We start from the raw sequence: 18,618 nt of genomic DNA, 5'->3' as shown, positions 1-18,618 counted from the left end.
TTCGATGATTAATTTTTTGAAGTCGGAGGGTTTGAACCCCTCCGACGGTTTTCGCCGCTCGATGACTGACCCGCATCAAGCCGACGCCCCATCATGAACGGCCAACTCTTTACCAGTTGTAACTCAACTTCGCGGTCACTTCACGGCCCGGGTTGTAGTAATTCGCGGTCCCCGAACCAACCACATGTTGCTCATCCAGCAGGTTGCTGACGTTAACCGCCAGGTCAGTGCCTTTGAAGAGTTTGTAGTTGAAGGCCGCATCGAAGAGCGTCGTGCCATCGCTGGTGCCGGTGTTGGCCGCGTCAAAGTAGTAAGAACCCACATAACGTGCGCCCAGGCCAACGCTGACATCGGTGTCGGGGATGTTGTAATAGCTCCACAGCGACGCGGAGTGTTTGGGGGCCGTGGCGAACTCATTTCCTTTGAGTGAGCTGCCGTCGTACAACGTACCGCGCAACACTTCGGACTCCATGTAGGAGTAGCCGCCCACCAGGCTCAGGTTGGGGGTCAGCTCAGCCTTGGCTTCCAGGTCCAGGCCGCGCACACGTGATTCGCCAACGGTTTGCTGCTCGATGACACCGCTGGGCAGTACGACGGCAATGCTGACGTTTTCCTGGGTCAGGTCGTAGACCGCCGCCGAGAACAACGCGTCCATACCGATGGGCGCATATTTCACCCCCACTTCGTATTGCGTGCCCGTCTTCGGCACTACACCCACCGTTGGTGGCGAGACCGACTCGACCATGCTGACGTAGGTGGAGACTTCGTCGTTGACGATATAGGTCAGTGCGCCGCGATAGGAGGTTTCCGAGAAGTTATCCGACTCTTTTACGTTGTTGATGTCGGTATTGGACAGATCCAGCGAGTCGTTGCGCACACCGGCGGTGACGATAAAGCGCTCATAGAAGGACAGGTTCTGCTGTAGGAACACGGCCTTGGTTTTTGTGTCGAGCTTGTCGTTGCTATAGGGCGCTACGCCGCTGGGCACACCCGTGAACACCGGGTTGGCCAGGTCGATGGAGCCTGTCGTGGCATAGACGGAGCGTTCCTCGGTGGAAGAATCGCCATACTCCACGCCCACCAACGTACTGCTGTCGATGTTTTCGAAGCGGGCATCGTATTGCAGCATCAAGTTGCCGTTCAGTTGCTCGGCGTCGCTGTCAGTGCCGAAGATATAACGCGGGACGGTAGTGCCGGTGCGGGTAGGGGAGTCGCTGAGGAACACATAGCCGAAATCATCGGTCAGTTTGCTGTAGCGCAGGTTGCTGCGCAGCACGAAGCCGTTGTCGAAATCATGGCTGAAGGTGCCGCTGATGTTGGTACGTTCGACATCGTGGAAGTTGTAGCTGGGCTCGCCGTAGAACTTGTCACGGTCGTATTCCTTGTCCAGCGGGTAACCGCCGCTGTTGGGCGAGCTTTGGGTTTTCAGGTAATCCACGATCACGGTGGCGGAGGTGAAGTCCGTGGGTGACCAGGTCAGGCCGCCCATCAAGAACTTGTTGTCGTCCCGTGAGTGGTCGTATTCGCGATCACTGTCTTGCATCTTTGCCGTGAAGCGACCGGCCACGGTTTTGTTTTCGTTCAGCGAGTCCCCGACATCGATGCCGGTTTCGACATGGTCGAAAGAACCGTAGGTGACGTAGCCCTGGCCGAACTTGTCGAAGCGCGGCTTCTTGCTGACAAAGTTCACCGAGCCGCCCGGGTCGGCCGGGCCGAACAGCGTCGAGTTGGCTCCACGTATTACTTCAACGCGCTCATAGGCGAAAGGCTCTTCGCGCACACCGCGCATCGACCCCAGGGTCAGGCCGTCCCGATAGGTCGTGGCCTGGAAGCCGCGGATCTGGAAGTAATCGTTGCGGTCGTCAGTGCCGTAATAGTCGGTAATGACCCCTGGCGTGTATTGCAGCAGTTCTTCGGTCGTGCTCACGCTGCGTTGCTTCATTTCCTTGTCGGTCACCACGGACACCGAGGCGGGCGTGTTGAGGATGCTGGTGGCCACCTTGCCGCCGACCCAGAGTTCCTGGGCGACCACCGAGTTGGGGTCTTCGGTGCCATCGACCCTGGCCTTGGCGTTGACGAGGATGGGCGCAAGGCGATACTCCTCGAGTTCGGCATCAGCCTTGGTTTGCGGCGTCAGCAAGTAAGCGTTCGGGCCTTGCTGCTGTATCGCCATGTCGCTCCCCTGCAACAATGACGACAGGGCTTCGGACGTATCGAGTGTGCCGCTCACGCCCCGGGTATTGCGGTTCGCTACGCTTGAAGCATCGAAGGAAAGGCTGATACCCGCCTCGCGGGCAAAGCGGTCAAGCGCCGGTGCCAGGGGGCCGGCGGGAATGTTCCACTGGTGCACCGGGTGGGTCTGCTCAACGGTCGAGGGCTGTGCCAGGGTGGGTAGCGCATAGCTGCTGACGATGACGCCGAAGATCGCACCGTGGATGGCACGATTCAGTAGATGACGCTGGGGAACCGGGGACGCACTCATTAACTCGCTCCGTGGAAAGGGGATCGGCAGATCGGCCTGTAGGTCGGCCTTTTCTTACATGCCGAACGAGAATGAGAAATCACCTCATTTTTATTTGATGTTGATAGGCGGCGAAGAAAATACTTAGCTGGCGGCGCTCAACGTCACCCAATATTGGGTTCGATAATCAATCCGCAGGTGCAGTGACTGCGCAACCAATGCCAGTACCTGGTCGGTGTCGGCGAGTTGAAAGGTGCCGGAAACCCGCAGGCCCGAGACCTCTTCGGCGCAGCGCAACAGGCCGGGGCGATAGCGCGACAAGGCCCCGATGAAATCACCGAGGCGCATATTGCGTGCGCTGATCACCCCGTCACTCCAGCTCCATACATCCAGGCCGTTATCCTTGAATTCACGAACGCCATCCGAGGTGAACAGCCGCTGATTGCCGGCCTGGACGGTGTTGTTGACCGTAAGGGTTTGGCTGGATCCAGGAAAGACGCTGACTGCGCCGCGCTGCACCGCGATGAGGGTTCCGTCGTCACGCTCATACGCGAGGAACCGGGCATTCAGAGTGCTTATCAATCCGTCGCGGGTTTGTACCCAGAAAGGACGCGGTTGAGCCGAGCCCGCATCGGCGCCGGTATTGACGATGATTTCGCCGCGCCGCAGAACGATTAGGCGCCGCTGAGCATTGAAATAGCTGTCGACCGCACTGTCGCTGTTGAGCTGGATAAGGCTGCCATCATCGAGTTGGAAGCGCTTCCGCTCGCCGGTTCTGCTGTGCTGCTGGGCCAGCATGGCCGGCAGCGGTGTGTAGTCGCGGCCCAGCCAGGTCGCACCACCCAAGGTGGCCAATGCACCCAGTAGCTTGAGGCTTTGGCGTCGATGCATGCCTGAGCGGGCGCCTTTGAGGGTGTGCCGGGCCAAATCAGGTGGCACGCCGGCGAAGTCATCGCCAAGCGCTTCCACACGCTGCCACGCTAACCGATGTTCCGGGCGCTGCTGCAGCCAGTGTTCGAAACTGCGCTGGGTTTGCTCATCGGCAGGATTGAAGCGCAGGCGCACCAGCCAGTGGATCGCCTGGTCGACCACCGCCGGATCCAGCGCTTGCGTCTTACTGTTCGGCATAACGCAAGCGATAGCAGTGTTGCAGGGCCTTGGCCAAGTCGCGTTCAACCGTAGAACGGGAAACGCACAGTTTTTCGGCTATTTGCAGGCAGGTCAGGCCGTCGAGCTGAGCAAGTAGAAAAGCCTCGCGAACCCTCGGTTTGAGCTGGTCGAGCAGGCGGTCGATCCGTTCGAGGCTATCAAGAATCAGCAAGCGTTCTTCTTCAGAGGGTGCCGCTTGAGGAGGAAGCAGCGCGAGGCTCTCGAAGTAGGCGCGTTCGAGCTCGCGACGGCGATACCGATCGATCATCAGGCCGCGAGCGATGCTGCTCAGGTAGGCTCGGGGCTCGCGCAAAGGGCCTGATTGACGGGATTTGAGCAGACGCACGAACGTGTCCTGCGCCAGGTCCGCTGCGCTCTCGTGACAGCCGATGCGCCGGCTCAGCCAGCTGTGCAGCCAGGAATGGTGGCTGCGATAGAGCAGCGCGAGATTGGCATCACCCAGTGTGTCGTTGCTGCGCATCAGCATCCCGGAAACTACATAATTGATAATGACTCGCATTATATTCAGGCCCGGGACCCCAGGGCAAATTTGCCGACCCTGGCGTTCGCCACGGTGTTCTTTGCCTGATAGGAATAGGCAAGGCTGCGAGGCAAACCGGCATAGGTGGCCCGCAGGCTGGTGGCTACCATGGCGCACACCTACCGACAGGAGTTCGCCATGCACCGCATAAAAACCCTCTTCATCACCGGCGTGAGCAGTGGTTTCGGCAACGCGCTGGCCAAGGAAGCGCTGGCGGCTGGCCACCGGGTCATCGGCACCGTGCGCAGCGAGGCGGCCTTGCGGGCCTTCGAGCAATTGTCTGCCGACCGGGCCCACGGTGTTCTTTTGGATGTCACCGACTTCGCTCGAATCGACAGCGTGGTCGCCGCCACGCAAGCCGCCCACGGCCCGGTCGACGTGCTGGTCAACAATGCCGGCTACGGCCACGAGGGCATTTTCGAAGAATCGCCGCTGGAAGAGCTGCGGCGCCAGTTCGACGTCAACGTGTTTGGCGCAGTGGCGGTGACCAAGGCCTTCGTGCCCTATTTCCGCCGGCGCCGCGCCGGGCATATCCTTAACATCACGTCGATGGGGGGCACCATCACGATGCCGGGCATTGCGTACTACTGCGGGAGCAAGTTCGCCCTGGAAGGGATCTCCGATACCCTGAGCAAGGAGCTGCGACCGTTCAATATCTTCGTGACGGCCGTCGCGCCCGGTTCGTTTCGAACGGACTGGGCCGGTCGCTCGATGCAGCGCACCCCGCGCAGCATTGCCGACTATGACGCCAGCTTTGACCCGGTTCGCCAGGCGCGCCAGGAAAAAAGCGGCAAGCAACTTGGCGACCCGCACAAGGCGGCGCGGGCGATGTTGCAGGTGATCGCCAGCCCGACGCCGCCCGCCCATCTGTTGCTGGGCAGCGATGCATTGAGCCTGGTGCGCGATAAGCTCAGTCGGGCCGCCAGCGAGATCGATCAATGGGAAGCGCTGACCTGTTCGACCGACGGCTGAGCGACCCGTGGAAAGGAGAATTGGATGACCCAGGCTGATCCGCATACCGCACGCATGGTGGCGTTGATGGAGCGGCTGGCGCCGGTGGAAGGCTACAACCTCAGCGCCCTGGAGGACGTACGTTTCCTGCGCTCGAACCGGCCATTGAGCCGCACGCCGGTCCTGTATGACCCCGGTATCGTGATCCTGTGCCAAGGGCGCAAGCGCGGCTACCTGGGGAATGACCTCTACGTCTACGATGCCCGGCATTATCTGGTGGTGTCCGTTCCCGTGCCGTTCACCATGGAAACCGACGCCAGCAAAGCGGAGCCCATGCTGGCGGTGTATATGCGCCTGGACCTGCAACTGGCAAGCGAGTTGATACTGCAGGTCGACGAGGCGCTCGGCCCGAGCGATGCTCCGCCCAAGGGCATGTACGCCTCACCCATGGATGATGGGTTGTACGCCTCGACGCTGCGCTTTCTGGAAGCCATGAGCACGCCGGGTGACGCGGCCATTCTCGGACCGTCGTTGGTGCGGGAAATCTACTACCGCATCCTCACCGGCGAACAGGGCGGCTCGATGCGCGCGGCGCTGGGTCGCCAGGGCCACTTCGGCCAGATTACCCGCGCGATCCGCAAGATTCACAGCAGCTATCAGGAGCGCCTGGATGTCGAGGCGCTCGCCCGCGAAGCCAACATGAGCGTGCCCAGCTTCCACGTGCACTTTCGCAGCGTGACGGACGCCTCGCCCATGCAATACCTGAAGTCGACGCGGTTGCACCAGGCGCGACTGTTGATGCTGCGCAACGCCATGAACGCCTCGACGGCGGCGTTCAGCGTGGGCTACGAAAGCGCCTCGCAATTTGGCCGCGAGTTCAAGCGCCTGTTTGGGCGAACGCCCCAGGCTGAGGTGGAGTGGATGAAGGCGACCTATGCATTGCCGGCCCCTGCCACGCCGTCCATTTATGTGTCGTCGCATTAGCGCTGACGACATGGTTGAAGCCGTGCGGCGTTACTTCCCTTCTTGTTGCATCAAGGCTTTGCGTAACTTTCCCGGGGAGAGGCCAAACATGCTCTGGAAGTGCCGAATAAAATGCGGTGCATCCGCGAAGCCACATTCAAAGGCGATCTCGCCAATCTGGCGATCGGAACTCACCAGCAGCCATCTGCCAAACCTGAGTCGGACCTGGCGGTAGAACTGGGCTGGGCTGCTGTTGGTTTCAGCGACGAACAGGCGTTCCAACTGTCGTTTGCTGGTGCCGAGCAGGTGCGCAATGGCCTCGATATCGAGGGGGTGGGCCATGTGTTTTTCCATCAACATCACGGCTTCATGTAGCCGACGATTGGATGAACTGGCGTATCCGAGAGCCTTGCGTCGGTCGACGAAACTGTTGGACGTGTTCTTTGCCACCGTCATCTGATGCACAACCTTGCCGGCCCGATCCGGCCCGCAATGCATGCCGATCAGATGAAGTGCTAACTCGATAACTGAAACACCGCCAGCGCAGGTAATCCGGTCCCGGTCGATCAGAAAGTCTCTGTTGATGACAAAGCGCAACGTGGGAAACCGGTGCTTCCAGTCGTCGCCATGATAGGCGTGGACACACGCCGTTCGCCCCTCCATCAGGCCATGTCGCGCGAGCACGAAGCTGCCGGTGCACAGGCCGATCAACGGCACTTGTGCGGCGGCGGCCTGGTGGAGAAACGCGGGATAGGTTTTCGGCACCGCCTCGATGAAATCGAGCAATCCACCAATCACCACGATGTAGTCGAAACGTTCCGGGTCAGTGAGTTCACTGTCGATCGGTACGTCCAGTCCGCTACTGGAAATGACTCTTTGCCCGGGCGTGCCGAGTACTTTCCATTGGCAGCGTATGGGGCGGCTTTGATCACCCGTATCGGCGGCATGCCGCAGCGCATCGGTCAGCCCCGACAGTGACAGCAAGGGGAAGCGTGGCCACAACATGATGCCAATAGACAACTCGGCGGTGCCGCGGCGCATGGGGGGATGACGCGCCTGCCCATGATCGAGCCCGTCCACGAGGCTTTCCTGGGGGGCTACAGGCTCTGTGCCGCCAGAATGTCGCAAATGTTCAATCATTCGTGCAAAGCATCCAACTGGTTATACCGCCGCTCCCACTACGATGGGCCCATGCGAAACGTTCCGCTGCCACCCTGAAAACTATCGAGGAGCATCCGATGAAGACGTCCAAAGTTAAGCGTTTTTCCGGTATTTGTGCCGGGTTTCTGGTGTCCGTGCTGGCTGCGGCGCCGGTGTTCGCATTGGAGACAGTAGAGCCGGGAAGCCTGACCATCGCCTTCAGTGGTGATATGCCAGGAACAGGGTATCAAGATAGTCGGATGGTCGGCTATGACGGTGAAATCCTTCAACAAATTTCTGAAAAACTGGGCCTTAAGGTCAAACCGGCATTAATGGAGTGGTCTGGGACGATCGCATCGGTGCAGTCCAAGCGAGTGGATGTCATGGCAGGCACCATGGGCTGGACCGAGCAACGCTCGAAAATCATGACCTTGAGCGATCCTATTCACTACTTCAAGAACGGTATTACCCAGACGGACAAGACCAACTGGAACAGCCTCAAGGATTTGCAAGGCAAGAAAGTCGGCACCATCACCGGCTTTTCGTTCATCCCTGAGATGCGCAAGATCGATGGCCTGCAAGTCGCCCTTTATGACACATCCGATGCGGCCGTTCGCGATCTGCTCGCCGGACGCATCGATGCGGTGATCGGCGATCCACCGGTCATGCAATACGCCATTTCCCGCAATGAGCAATGGCACCTGCATTTCAACGCCTTTGTCGACAACGATCCGAATTTCCCACTGCTGACTGGCTTGGGCCAGGTGGTGTTCGGCTTCAACAAGGCCAGCCCGGAACTGGTGACGGCGGTCAACGCACAGATTCAGACGCTCTGGAAAAACTGTGAGATGCGCAAGATCGGCGCTCGCTACGGCCTGACTCAGGATGTCTGGTTCATGCCCGAAGGCAAGGACCTGCGCCTGGGCGTCGATCGTCCAGCGGACTGGACACTGCCCGGCTGCAAGTAAGTGTGAGGCGATGGGGCGGGTCCAGACACCGGCACGACTCATCGCCAGACCTACAACAATAAGAGGTGAGCCAACATGTCGAACCCATCCGGTGCGGCGTTGCTGCGTGTGCACGAACTCCACAAGAACTATGGCGCTCTGGAGGTGCTCAAGGGCATCAGCCTGGAGTTGAAACCCGGTGAAACCCTGTCACTGATTGGCCCAAGCGGATCTGGAAAGTCCACCTGCCTGCGCTGCATCAATTACCTGGAAAAACCCACCAGTGGCGAGATCTGGTTGGGAGACGAGTTGATCGGTCAGGTCAGGGATGGCCAGCGTTCGCGGCTGATGAGCGACCGGGAAATGGCGCCGCAGCGCCGCGAGATCGCCATGGTGTTCCAGTTGTTCTATCTGTGGCCGCACTTGAACGTGCGCGACAACGTTGCGCTCGGCCCCATCAAGGCCCAGGGGATGCCGCGCAAGCAGGCGTATGAGTTGGCCGACGCGATGCTGGAAAAAGTCCATCTGCGGCACAAGGCCGAGTCTTATCCCGAGCAATTGTCAGGTGGTCAGCAACAGCGAGTCGCCATCGCCCGGGCTTTGGCCCAGCAACCAAAAGTGATTCTGTTCGACGAACCGACCTCGGCGTTGGATCCCGAGTTGGTGGGCGAAGTGTTGGCCGTGATTCGCGAGCTGGCGGAAGAGGGCCGCAGCATGATCATGGTCACCCATGAAGTGAGGTTTGCCCGCGATGTGGCGGATCGGGTGATCTTCATGGACGGCGGGCGCATTGTCGAACAGGGGCCATCGAGGCAAGTGATCGATAACCCTTGTCACGAACGTACCCGCAGTTTTCTTGGACGCATGGCTGTGGAGAGCGCTTGATGGCGAACCTGGAAGCTTTCCTCGGGCTTTTGCCCTTGCTCCTCAAAGGCGCAATGAGCGCATTGGAAATCGCCCTCTGCACCTTAGTGCTGGCGAGCGTGGGCGGTCTGGTGCTGGCGGTTTTACTGACGTTCAGCCGATCGCGACTGGTACACGGCGCCATCGCCTGTTTCATTGAATGGATGCGCAATGTGCCGGCGCTGGCGCACCTGTTTCTGATCTACTTTGGGCTGTCCTATCTGGGAATCAATCTGCCCGCGTGGCTGGCGGCCATCGTCGGTTTGAGCCTGGTAGGCAGCGCAGTGCTGGCCGATACTTTCCGAGCCGGCTTGCAGTCGCTGCATGTTGGCCAGCATGAAGCCGGGCAGGCCATCGGCCTGCACCGTATGCAGATTCTGCGCTACATCCTCTTGCCCCAGGCCCTGCGTGTTGCGTTGCCGGCTTATGCCAACTATGTCACGCAACTGATCAAGGACACGTCCATCGCCTCGGCCATCGCCGTGCCGGAAATCATGTTCCTTGCCCGCAATCTTGTGACCTCCACCTTCCAGACCTCGCTGATTTATCTGGCGGTGATGTGCATCTATGCGGCGATGATCCTGCCCATTGGCGTGGGGTTCATCCGACTTGAACGTCATCTGGGGGCGGCGCGATGATCAGTTTTTTCCAGCAATACCCGGAGTACTGGAGCGACTGGAGTGCTCGCCTGCTACTCGGCGCACGGGTCAGCGCCGAGCTGTCCCTGACAGGCTTCGCCCTGGCGGCGATGTTGGGCGCGTTACTGGCCTGGGCGATGAAGAGCCACAGCGTCTGGCTCAAGCATGCGGCGGTGTTCTTCATTCAGGGGATGCGTGCGGTGCCGCTCCTGGCGTTGCTGCTGGCGCTGTATTTCACCCTGCCCAGCCTCGGGCTGACGTTGTCGGGTTATTGGGCCGGGGCCATCGGCCTGGGCTTGCAGGGCTCGGCCTACGTCGCGGAAATCCTGCGCGGCGGACTGGACTCCTTGCATCGCGGCCAACGTGAGGCGGCCATCGCCACCGGCCTGACGCCATTGCAAGCCTTCACCGCCGTGATCTTTCCACAAGCCATTCGCGGCATGTTGCCGCCGTTGCTCAATGCCTACGTGTCGATTCTGAAGGACAGCTCCCTGTGCGCCTTGATCGCCACCGATGAGTTGATGCTGGCGGCCCGCGCCATCGCGTCCGAATCCTTTTTGCCGATGCATATTTTCCTGCTGGTGGGGTTGTTCTATTTCGTCATCGCTTTCCCTCTTTCTCTGTTGTCGCGAGCGCTGGAAGCACGATTTTCTCGCGGGCGCAAAACCATTCGAGGTTGAACACATGAACATCATGGATCGAACCGCTTCTCAGAGTATTGGCCAGTTGCGGCAAGCGCTGGAGTCCGGAATGCTCACGAGCGAGTCCCTGGTTGGCGCGCAATTGGAGCGGATCGAGCGCTTCAACGGTCAACTCAATGCGTATGTCGAGGCCTATCCCCAGCGCGCGCTCGGTGCCGCCATCGCCGCCGATCGGCAGCGGGCCGCCGGTGTCCACCTGGGGCCGTTGCACGGCATTCCAATTGCGATCAAGGATTTGTTCGAAATCGACGGCAAGGCCATAACCGGTGGTTCGCTGGCACAGACGCCGCGCATCTCTCGGCTCACCGCCACGGCAGTCCAGCGGTTGGAGCGCGCCGGGGCGATCATCATGGGCAAGACCCACACCGTCGAATTCGCTTTCGGAGGGTGGGGCACAAATGCCGTGATGGGCACGCCGTGGAACCCGTGGGACCCCGACGTGCATCGTGCGCCAGGGGGTTCCAGCAGTGGTTCAGCGGTGGCCGTGGCCGGCGGGTTGGCAAGCGCGGCATTGGGCACCGACACCGGCGGCTCGGTGCGGATTCCCGCAGGCATGTGTGGTCTGGTTGGCCTGAAAACCACGCGTGGGTTGGTCAGCCGTCACGGTTTGATTGAATTGTGCCCATCGCTGGATTCGGTAGGGCCGATTACGCACACCGTCGAAGACGCCGCGTGGATGCTTGATGCGCTGCTGGGGCCGGACCCGCTGGATCCGGTCTCGGCCAAGTCGCCAGTGTTCAGCGCCGCAGCAGGTTTGAATCTTCCGGTGGCCGGTCTGCGTATCTGGGTGCTGCCTCAGACCGAACGCGTACACATCGCGCCTGGCGTATTGGCAGCCTACGACCAGGGGCTTGAGCAATTGGCCGCACTGGGCATGCATCTGGTCGAACAGCCGCTACCGACTTCACTGGAGCAGTGCATGCGCGTTGCCGGTGGTCTCATGAGCGCCGAAGGCTACGCCAGCCTTGGCAGTTTGTTCGAGCGCGACGATCTACGCTTCGATCCTCATGTGCAGCGTCGGGTGCTGAGCGGGCGCGCCATCGACGCGGCGGCTTACATCCATTTGCACAACCAGCGACGTGCTGCCCGTCAAGCCATGGACGAAGCCATGTCCCAGGTCGATGCCTGTGCGTTTCCAACCAACGCCATTGGCAGTGTGCCGTTGAGTCAGGTCGATGAGTACGGTACGCCGCTGGCCTTGCTCGGCCGTTTCGCCAACCTGCTCAATCTCTGTTCAGTGGCGCTGCCGGTGGGCTTTGACGAGCAACGCATGCCGGTCTCGATGCAAATTGTCGGGCGTGCCTTCGCCGAGCCGTTGGTGCTGCGGATCGCCCATGCCTACCAGCAAGTCAGTGATTGGCACCAACGGCGACCTGTGGGTTGGGACCTGTCGGACAGGGTGGTGGCGTAATGGAAATCTGTGTCGTCGGCGCTGGAATCGTTGGCTTGAGCAGTGCCTGGTTTCTACACAAGGCCGGTCATACCGTCACCGTTATCGATCGTGCGGGGGAGGCGGGCATGGGGGCCAGTGCCGCCAATGGGGCGCAATTGAGCTACAGCTATGTGCAACCGCTGGCTGATCCCTCCCTGTTGCCGGGCATTCCGAAAATGCTGTTGGCGCGCAACGGCCCGCTGAAGTTTTCGCCGCAATGGAGCTTGGAACAATGGCGCTGGTGTGTGGAGTTTCTCGCGGCCTGCCGTACGTCCGTTTCGCGCCAGACGACTGTCGAGTTGCTGGAACTGGCGCATGAAAGTCGGCTGGCGCTGGACGCCTTCATCAGTCAGGAAAAGGTGCAATGCGATTTCGCCCGGACCGGCAAACTGGTTCTGTACCCCGATGCTGAAAGCCTGCGCAAGGCCGGCGATCAGGTGAAATTCCAGGCCGCCCAAGGCGCCAGGCAACAAAAAATCGTCAGCCCCGCCGAAGCCTTGTCGATCGAGCCTGCACTTGAGGGCTATAAGAAGGCGTTTCACGGTGCGATCCATACCGACAGCGAATGCGCGGTCGATGGGCGCAAGCTTTGTCAGGAGCTTGCGAGGTTGTTGAGCACGCAGGGGGTGCGTTTTCTGTTCGACAGTGAGGTTGCCGCTTTCCGACGTGAACGCGGGCACATCACCGCGTTGGAGATTCACCATGCCATCGAAGGCCCTGGTCTTTTAGGGACGCAAGCGGTCGTGCTGGCGGCTGGCGCTTACAGTGCGGGGTTGTTATCTGCGTTCGGTGTGCGCATGCCGGTCTACCCGCTCAAGGGATACAGCATTACGTTGCCGATCACTGATTCGATGAATGCACCGACGGTCAGCGTGACGGACATGCGGCGTAAAACAGTGTTCGCCCGGATCGGTGATCGCTTGCGCGTTGCTGGGATGGTCGAGCTGTGTGGGCTGGATGCGTCGATTCCCGTTAAGCGTATCGAGCAACTGAAAGCCTCGACGCAAGCATTGTTCGGTCTGGAATGGAACGCCGATGATTGCCAGCCCTGGACCGGTTGGCGTCCGGCGACCCCCACCGGACGGCCGATTCTGGCCACCAGTGGTTGTGACAACCTGTACGTCAATTGCGGCCAGGGTGCCCTGGGCATGACATTGGCATTTGGTAGCGCCCAACGTCTGGTCCGATTGATCGGCGGCACGGCGCTTTAACTTCCTCAATTCATGGAATAAACCCGATGGCAACGATTCAACGTTTTCAGAGCAACGCGCGGATGTCCGGTGTGGTCAGTCACGGCGACCTGCTTTACCTCTCCGGCCAAGTGCCCACTGATCTACAGGTTGGCATCGAAGAGCAGACGCAGCAGGTGCTGGCCAAGATAGAAGCCTTGCTATCGCTGGCGGGCAGCGACAAGGGCCAGCTTGTGAGCGCACAGATCTGGCTCAAAGACATTGATCGTGATTTCGCGCTGATGAATTCGGTGTGGGACGCCTGGCTGCCAACTGATAGTGCGCCGGCACGGGCCACTGTTCAGGCACGTCTGGCGCGGCCTGAGGTGCTGGTGGAGATCATGGTTGTGGCTGGGAAACTTGCTTCGGGGGGGGGGAAGGCGGGGCTGAGGTTTTCTTTTAGGCGCAAAAAAGGCACTTGCGATAATCGCTAAGTGACTGATACGTATTCGGTTTCCAGACGCAGGCTTTCGCGGCAGGCCTTAAGCAAAGGGCACAGCACCTCGGGCCGAATCGGCCGATCAGGCACTTCCAGCACCCTGGTATGCGCATAAGCCAGTGCCAGCCCGTCGATGTGCAGGGCATATCAACATTATGGCTATATGCCATTAATGCTTGAGCGTTTACCATAGCCTCGGCTACCCCGCATGTTCAGGGCTCCAGTTGATTGCGTTTATTGGCAAACAAAATCCTGCCTGACATTACTTCATTACAAGGACGCGCAATGAACGCCACTGAAGATCTCAACCGCCTCTATACCGATGTCTCGGACAGTATTGGCAGCGCCATGGAAGACATTCTCGCGCTTAACGTCGAGCACAAAGATGGCAAGCGTGAAATCGGTAACATCACCGAAAAACTGCGTGACATTCGGGGGCGGTTCGACAGCGAACTGGAACAGTTGAAAACCCACGCCGAGTGGGACACGTTCACCCTGGCGTTTTTCGGTGAGACCAACGCTGGCAAGAGCACAATCATCGAATCACTGCGCATCCTGTTCAAGGAAGAATCCCGCGAGGCACTGCTGCAACAGCATGCCGATGACCTGGAGCAGTTCTCGCAAGCCCTTACCGCTCGCCTCGAACATGTGCGCGAAGGCTTGCACGCCTTGTACAGCGAGTACACGGGTGAAGTGGTCAGCATTCGCCAAAGCACAGCCCAGCTGACGCAAATCGTTCAGCGCGAAGCCCAGGAGCGAAATGCGATTGTTCAAGCTGAAGCCGATGCTAGAGTGCGGCTTGCCCAGCAAGAAACTCAGGCACGGCTAGAGTTGCAGCAGCAGGAAGCCGCGCATCGCCAACAAGTAGTTGAGGCAGAAGCGGAGGCCAAGCGCACCCTCGCCGAACAGGAGTCCAGCGCTCGCCTGGCACTGGAGCAACAGGAAGCCTCACAGCGTCTGGACATTGCGCGAGCGCACGCGATATCGAGCCTCAAGGCCCGGCTGTCGATGTTCGCCATCGGTGGAGTGCTGATCGGCGCTGGTGCTGCGGTGGCGGTACTGAAGTTGGCAGGAGCCTGAAATGTCCCAGCACGAACTTGATGAGTTGTTCGATGAGGCCGTCTCGACCCCTTCGCCTGTCTCCCCCGATGACACGCCGGTTCTCCAACGCATTGAGACGCGCTCTCCTGCACTGGATGGCCTGCTCAATCAGCAGTTCAAAGGGCTGCACGACGATCTGTTGGCTTATGAACATAAGAAGGCCCAGGCACATCGTGTAGACGGCTCGATCATCGGCACGGGTGAAGCTGATTTCACCAAGGGCAATACGCTCTACCCCCTGAACTACAAGGGCAAACGCTTTCAGTTGATCGACGTGCCTGGTATTGAGGGTGACGAGGCCAAGTATGCGCATATGGTCCGCGAGGCCGTAGCCAAGGCGCATCTCGTTTTCTATGTAAACGGCACCAATAAAAAGCCTGAGAAAGCCACCGCGGAGAAAATTCGTTCTTATCTACGTTTGGGGACTCAGGTGTGCCCCTTGGTCAACGTGCGTGGCAATGCCGACGCCTACGAGTTCGAGGAAGACCGCGAGTCACTGACTGCGCACGGCAACTCCACCGCCGCGTTGCAACAGACCGAGGACGTACTGCGTTCGGTACTGGGCAGCAAAGTTTTACAGACAGGCCACTACGTGCAGGGCCTGCTGGCATTTTCGTCGTTGGCGAGCGATGCGCAAACTGGGCGTACCACAATCGACCCCGCCCGTAGCCAGGACCTGGTGATTCAGCAGCGCAATTATCAGAAGCACTTCGCCTCGTCGAAAGAGATGTATGAATTCAGCCAGATCAAGTCCGTCGCCAAGGTGCTGCATACCAAGCTCGCGACGTTCCGAGAGGACATGATCGAAAGCAACAAGACCAAGGTGTACGAATTGCTGGTTGAGAATATTTCGACCTTGCAAGCGTTGCACGCAACCCATGAAGCCTTCGTTGCCAGGACTGAGCCGGAATTCGAGAAGTGCCGCGAAGCGATCAAGGCGGCCCGGGAGCGATTCGAACGGCTGGTCGTTGCGGGACGGCGGAATCTTTGGGATAGCCTTTTCAACGACCTCAAGGAAGATGCCGACGATATCGTCGAAAAGAACTTCGGTGAAAACGACGTTATTTCCAGCCAGATCAATCGTGCTTTCAAGCGTGGGCAGAATGAGCTCAAGGAGAAACTCCAGGAGCAGTTCGAAGCCTACCTAAATGATTTGGGGCAGGACCTGCATCAAGCCGTCCAGCGCCTGATGGAAGACGTTGCACGGGTAGAGTTCGAGCAGCTTCTCTATGACGCCGAATCCCTGAATATCAACTACAAAACACCTGACTTGGACCTTGGCTTCGAACTGGGTGACTACGGGTGGATGGCCTTCAACATAGGCTCCTACGCATTGGCTGGGGCAGGCATCGGCACCGCGTTTCCGGTGATCGGCAACCTGATCGGCGCCGTTGCTGGTGCTGTGGTGGGCATCTTTGTGAGTGTGTTGAGCATCTTTACCAGCAAGGAAAAACGCATTCGCAAAGCGCAGGGGCAAGTTCAGGAGAAGATCGATGACGCATGCACCGAAGCCCGTAACGCCTTGAAGGAAGAACGCAAAACGCTGTTTACCCCTGTTCGCAAGCACATTGACGAAACCGTATTGCCCCGCGTGCAGCAGCTTGAGGAGTCGCTCAAGCGCCCTCTGGCCGTCATCGAACAGCAGATCGCGCTGATGACCCTTATTAAAGAGCAGTTGGAGAACATGCCGTATGGAACAATTCAATCAGTTCAACGTTGAGAAGCAGGCAGCGCTCAAGGGGCTGGAGCAACTGCGTGCGGTGCTCGACGAGTTGGGTGAGATGGGCGCCGACGTCGGTAGCGAGTTGCAAAAGATCGACTCGGCAGTACAAGCCGTTGAGTCCGATGTGCTGCGCATCGCCTTGCTGGGTGCCTTCTCCGACGGCAAGACAAGCGTTATTGCCGCTTGGCTGGGCAAGATCATGGCCGACATGAACATCAACATGGACGAGTCCTCTGATCGCTTGGCCATTTATTCTCCAGAGGGGCTGCCGGAGAAGTGCGAAATCGTCGACACCCCCGGCCTGTTCGGCGACAAGGAAAAAAGTGTCGACGGCGAGCAGGTCATGTATGAAGATCTGACCAAACGCTACATTTCCGAGGCGCACCTGATTCTGTATGTCGTGGACGCTACCAACCCACTCAAGGAAAGCCACAACGACATCGTCAAGTGGGTGCTGCGGGACTTGAACAAGCTGTCCTCGACCATTTTCGTGATCAACAAGATGGACGAAGTGACTGACCTCACTGAGCAAGTACTGTTCGATGCTCAGGCCACGATCAAGAAGGACAACCTCAAAGGCAAACTGCAGCGTGCAGCCAACCTGAGCCCGGATGAACTGGCCAAGGTGAATATCGTCTGCCTGGCCTCCAACCCGAATGGACGCGGCCTGCCGTTCTGGTTTGGCAAGCCAGAGCACTATGAAAGCCGCTCGCGCATCAACGATCTCAAAGCCATGACCACGCAAGTGTTGCGGCACAATGTGCCTGCGGTGCTGATTGCAAAGACGGGCATGGATGTAGTGCGAGATCTCGTCGGCCAGCATGTGGTGCGCGCCGAAGAACAGTTGGAGCGGCTCAAGGCTTTTGCCGAGCAGAATGCCGAAGAATCGGCACGTATCACCCAAGACATTGAATCGGGTCGTCGTGAAGTCAAACGCCTGGCCGGTGAGCTGTTCGAAGAACTTCAGAACCTTGAGAAAGGCATGCTGGGCAAGTTACGTCCGCTTGGCTTGGAAAACATTCGTGAATTCCTCGAGGACGAGCTGGGTTACACCGAAGATGGCGTAGGTTTCAAGTTGAACCTGAAAATCAAGGGCGCAATTGACCGCTCCTTCGACCAGTCTTCCAAAGTAACCAGCCGCATCTCTCAGGATATTGGCCGCCAGCTCAACTCCAGCGAGAGCTTCCTCAATGCCATGGGTGACAGTGCATTGAAGTCGATGGGCGGGGCTGCCAAGGGCATTGCCAACCTGAGCCCAGACATCATCAAGGGGGCGGTGTTTGCAGCCCGCGATGCGCTCAGCGCAGTGACTGGCGTGGCGATCAAATTCAAGCCTTGGCAAGCGACCAAAATCGCCGGCGCCATTTCAAAGTGGGCAGGCCCTGCAGGCGCTGCAATCACACTTACCTCGGACCTGCTCAACGCCTATAAAGCGCATGAACTGGAACAGGAGTTGAAGAGCGCCAAGGAGTCGATTGCCGAGATGATCAAAAGCGCCTTCAAGGATATCTACGACATCATTGCTGACGACGAAAAGCTGTTGGACTTCTTCGCACCGCAGCTCAAGGCGTTTGAGAAGATTGTCGAGACGGTGGAAGAGCGCTCGCGCTTTATCAGTGCCAACCAAGCCAAGCTGCAAACCGTGAAAGCCAAGCTGAATGCCCTGACATTATCGCCTGCGCGGCTTGAGGCAAATGCATGAAGAAGCTCGTCAAGGAGTAGTGCCAGTCGGTTGAGCCAAATTGGGCTGCCCTGCAGACCTTCGCGAGCAAACCTGCTCCTACAAGATTGCGCAGTACCTGTAGGGGCAGGTTTGCCCGCGAAGGGCCGCAAAGCGGCCTAACGGTATCTGGCGTACATCTTCACTTCCTGAACCCGCGCTCATTCCCCCAAGGAACCCGCGCAAAAAATACTATGGCCACTGCCGGCACCAACGCCGAGTAGCCAGCCAGTAGCTCTAAAACCCTTGATTTCACTGGATTTCAGGCACAAAAAAAGACGTCCGTGGACGTCTTTAGATGATGAAATGGTGGGCCGGGGTAATTTGAATTGATCGGGTATCTATTTGATTTTTATAGATAAATTCAATTGGAATGTTTTTATTGGAATACGTTATGGAATACCTTTGCTCGAGGGATATCCGTGTAACCAACGATGGCTCGAATGCATTCTCTGTGAAAACATAGTTTGGTGCCTCCGCAGCCTCAAGTAGGCCTGCGCAACGGCACTTGGGAAATAGAGCGTAAATGGCACGGTCATGGACGTTCGACTTCGTCCGCTCACGGCCGATTCTGTTGAAA

At 58.8% G+C, this 18,618-nt stretch carries 16 protein-coding genes and 2 pseudogenes; 12 read left to right on the top strand and 6 right to left on the bottom strand.

The window, feature by feature from the left end; translation table 11 throughout:
• Positions 1–109 precede the first annotated feature (109 nt).
• The 4 genes from BLU76_RS21830 to BLU76_RS31960 form a co-directional block, all read right to left on the bottom strand.
• On the bottom strand, positions 110–2,482 hold the full coding sequence (locus BLU76_RS21830) for a TonB-dependent siderophore receptor (RefSeq protein WP_092224387.1): 2,373 nt from the start codon (positions 2,480–2,482) through the stop codon (positions 110–112).
• A 123-nt stretch (positions 2,483–2,605) separates the two neighbouring features.
• A complete protein-coding gene (locus tag BLU76_RS21825; protein WP_092224385.1) occupies positions 2,606–3,589 on the bottom strand; it encodes a DUF4880 domain-containing protein in 984 nt (327 codons plus the stop codon).
• Positions 3,576–4,091 (bottom strand): sigma-70 family RNA polymerase sigma factor, encoded by a 516-nt coding sequence (locus BLU76_RS21820; protein ID WP_092146263.1) that lies wholly within the window; start codon positions 4,089–4,091, stop codon positions 3,576–3,578. Before BLU76_RS21820 ends, BLU76_RS21825 begins: the two co-directional genes overlap by 14 nt.
• A 44-nt stretch (positions 4,092–4,135) precedes the next feature.
• Positions 4,136–4,261: a hypothetical protein gene (locus BLU76_RS31960; RefSeq protein ID WP_256571999.1), complete on the bottom strand. Its 126-nt coding sequence runs from the start codon at positions 4,259–4,261 to the stop codon at positions 4,136–4,138.
• Positions 4,262–4,289: 28 nt separating this feature from the next.
• Between BLU76_RS31960 and BLU76_RS21815 the strand changes: the two genes are divergently transcribed.
• Positions 4,290–5,123 carry an oxidoreductase gene (locus BLU76_RS21815; RefSeq protein ID WP_092224453.1) on the top strand — a complete coding sequence of 278 codons (834 nt, stop codon included), beginning with the start codon at positions 4,290–4,292 and terminating at the stop codon, positions 5,121–5,123.
• Between the two features lie 24 nt (positions 5,124–5,147).
• Entirely contained in the window at positions 5,148–6,086 is a 939-nt protein-coding gene (locus BLU76_RS21810) for an AraC family transcriptional regulator (protein WP_092224384.1), read from the top strand.
• Positions 6,087–6,116: 30 nt separating this feature from the next.
• Here BLU76_RS21810 and BLU76_RS21805 read toward each other — a convergent pair whose 3' ends face one another.
• Complete coding sequence (locus BLU76_RS21805; protein ID WP_238992549.1) at positions 6,117–7,145, bottom strand: GlxA family transcriptional regulator; 1,029 nt, start codon at positions 7,143–7,145, stop codon at positions 6,117–6,119.
• Between the two features lie 158 nt (positions 7,146–7,303).
• Between BLU76_RS21805 and BLU76_RS21800 the strand changes: the two genes are divergently transcribed.
• The 7 genes and pseudogenes from BLU76_RS21800 to BLU76_RS21770 all read left to right on the top strand — a co-directional run.
• Positions 7,304–8,173 carry a substrate-binding periplasmic protein gene (locus tag BLU76_RS21800; protein WP_063323026.1) on the top strand — a complete coding sequence of 290 codons (870 nt, stop codon included), beginning with the start codon at positions 7,304–7,306 and terminating at the stop codon, positions 8,171–8,173.
• A gap of 75 nt (positions 8,174–8,248) precedes the next feature.
• Entirely contained in the window at positions 8,249–9,037 is a 789-nt protein-coding gene (locus BLU76_RS21795) for an amino acid ABC transporter ATP-binding protein (RefSeq protein ID WP_092146180.1), read from the top strand.
• On the top strand, positions 9,037–9,693 hold the full coding sequence (locus BLU76_RS21790; protein WP_092202063.1) for an amino acid ABC transporter permease: 657 nt from the start codon (positions 9,037–9,039) through the stop codon (positions 9,691–9,693). Before BLU76_RS21795 ends, BLU76_RS21790 begins: the two co-directional genes overlap by 1 nt.
• Entirely contained in the window at positions 9,690–10,373 is a 684-nt protein-coding gene (locus tag BLU76_RS21785; protein WP_063323023.1) for an amino acid ABC transporter permease, read from the top strand. The genes BLU76_RS21790 and BLU76_RS21785 overlap by 4 nt, the downstream gene beginning before the upstream one ends.
• Positions 10,374–10,443: 70 nt before the next feature.
• Positions 10,444–11,805, top strand: a complete 1,362-nt coding sequence (locus BLU76_RS21780; RefSeq protein WP_256572695.1) for an amidase — start codon at positions 10,444–10,446, stop codon at positions 11,803–11,805.
• The gene (locus BLU76_RS21775) at positions 11,805–13,037 is read left to right on the top strand and encodes a D-amino acid dehydrogenase (RefSeq protein ID WP_092224378.1); all 1,233 of its coding nucleotides are present in this window, start codon (positions 11,805–11,807) and stop codon (positions 13,035–13,037) included. Before BLU76_RS21780 ends, BLU76_RS21775 begins: the two co-directional genes overlap by 1 nt.
• Positions 13,038–13,063: 26 nt before the next feature.
• Positions 13,064–13,408, top strand: a pseudogene (locus tag BLU76_RS21770) (RidA family protein); the annotation flags it as partial.
• Positions 13,409–13,491: 83 nt separating this feature from the next.
• Here BLU76_RS21770 and BLU76_RS31050 read toward each other — a convergent pair.
• A pseudogene (locus BLU76_RS31050) lies at positions 13,492–13,638 on the bottom strand (WYL domain-containing protein); the annotation flags it as partial.
• Positions 13,639–13,779: 141 nt separating this feature from the next.
• Between BLU76_RS31050 and BLU76_RS21765 the strand changes: the two are divergent.
• From BLU76_RS21765 to BLU76_RS21755, 3 genes are read left to right on the top strand one after another with little or no spacing between them, the layout of a single operon-like run.
• Positions 13,780–14,574 (top strand): hypothetical protein, encoded by a 795-nt coding sequence (locus BLU76_RS21765; RefSeq protein ID WP_063323019.1) that lies wholly within the window; start codon positions 13,780–13,782, stop codon positions 14,572–14,574.
• Between the two features lies 1 nt (position 14,575).
• The gene (locus tag BLU76_RS21760; protein ID WP_092224376.1) at positions 14,576–16,315 is read left to right on the top strand and encodes a hypothetical protein; all 1,740 of its coding nucleotides are present in this window, start codon (positions 14,576–14,578) and stop codon (positions 16,313–16,315) included.
• Positions 16,287–18,020 carry a LeoA/HP0731 family dynamin-like GTPase gene (locus BLU76_RS21755; protein WP_092224374.1) on the top strand — a complete coding sequence of 578 codons (1,734 nt, stop codon included), beginning with the start codon at positions 16,287–16,289 and terminating at the stop codon, positions 18,018–18,020. The genes BLU76_RS21760 and BLU76_RS21755 overlap by 29 nt, the downstream gene beginning before the upstream one ends.
• Positions 18,021–18,618 lie beyond the last annotated feature (598 nt).

Source organism: Pseudomonas sp. NFACC08-1 (assembly GCF_900106735.1).
In the GTDB taxonomy this organism is placed as follows: domain Bacteria; phylum Pseudomonadota; class Gammaproteobacteria; order Pseudomonadales; family Pseudomonadaceae; genus Aquipseudomonas; species Aquipseudomonas fluorescens_Q.
This window is presented reverse-complemented; position numbering and strand designations above follow the sequence as displayed.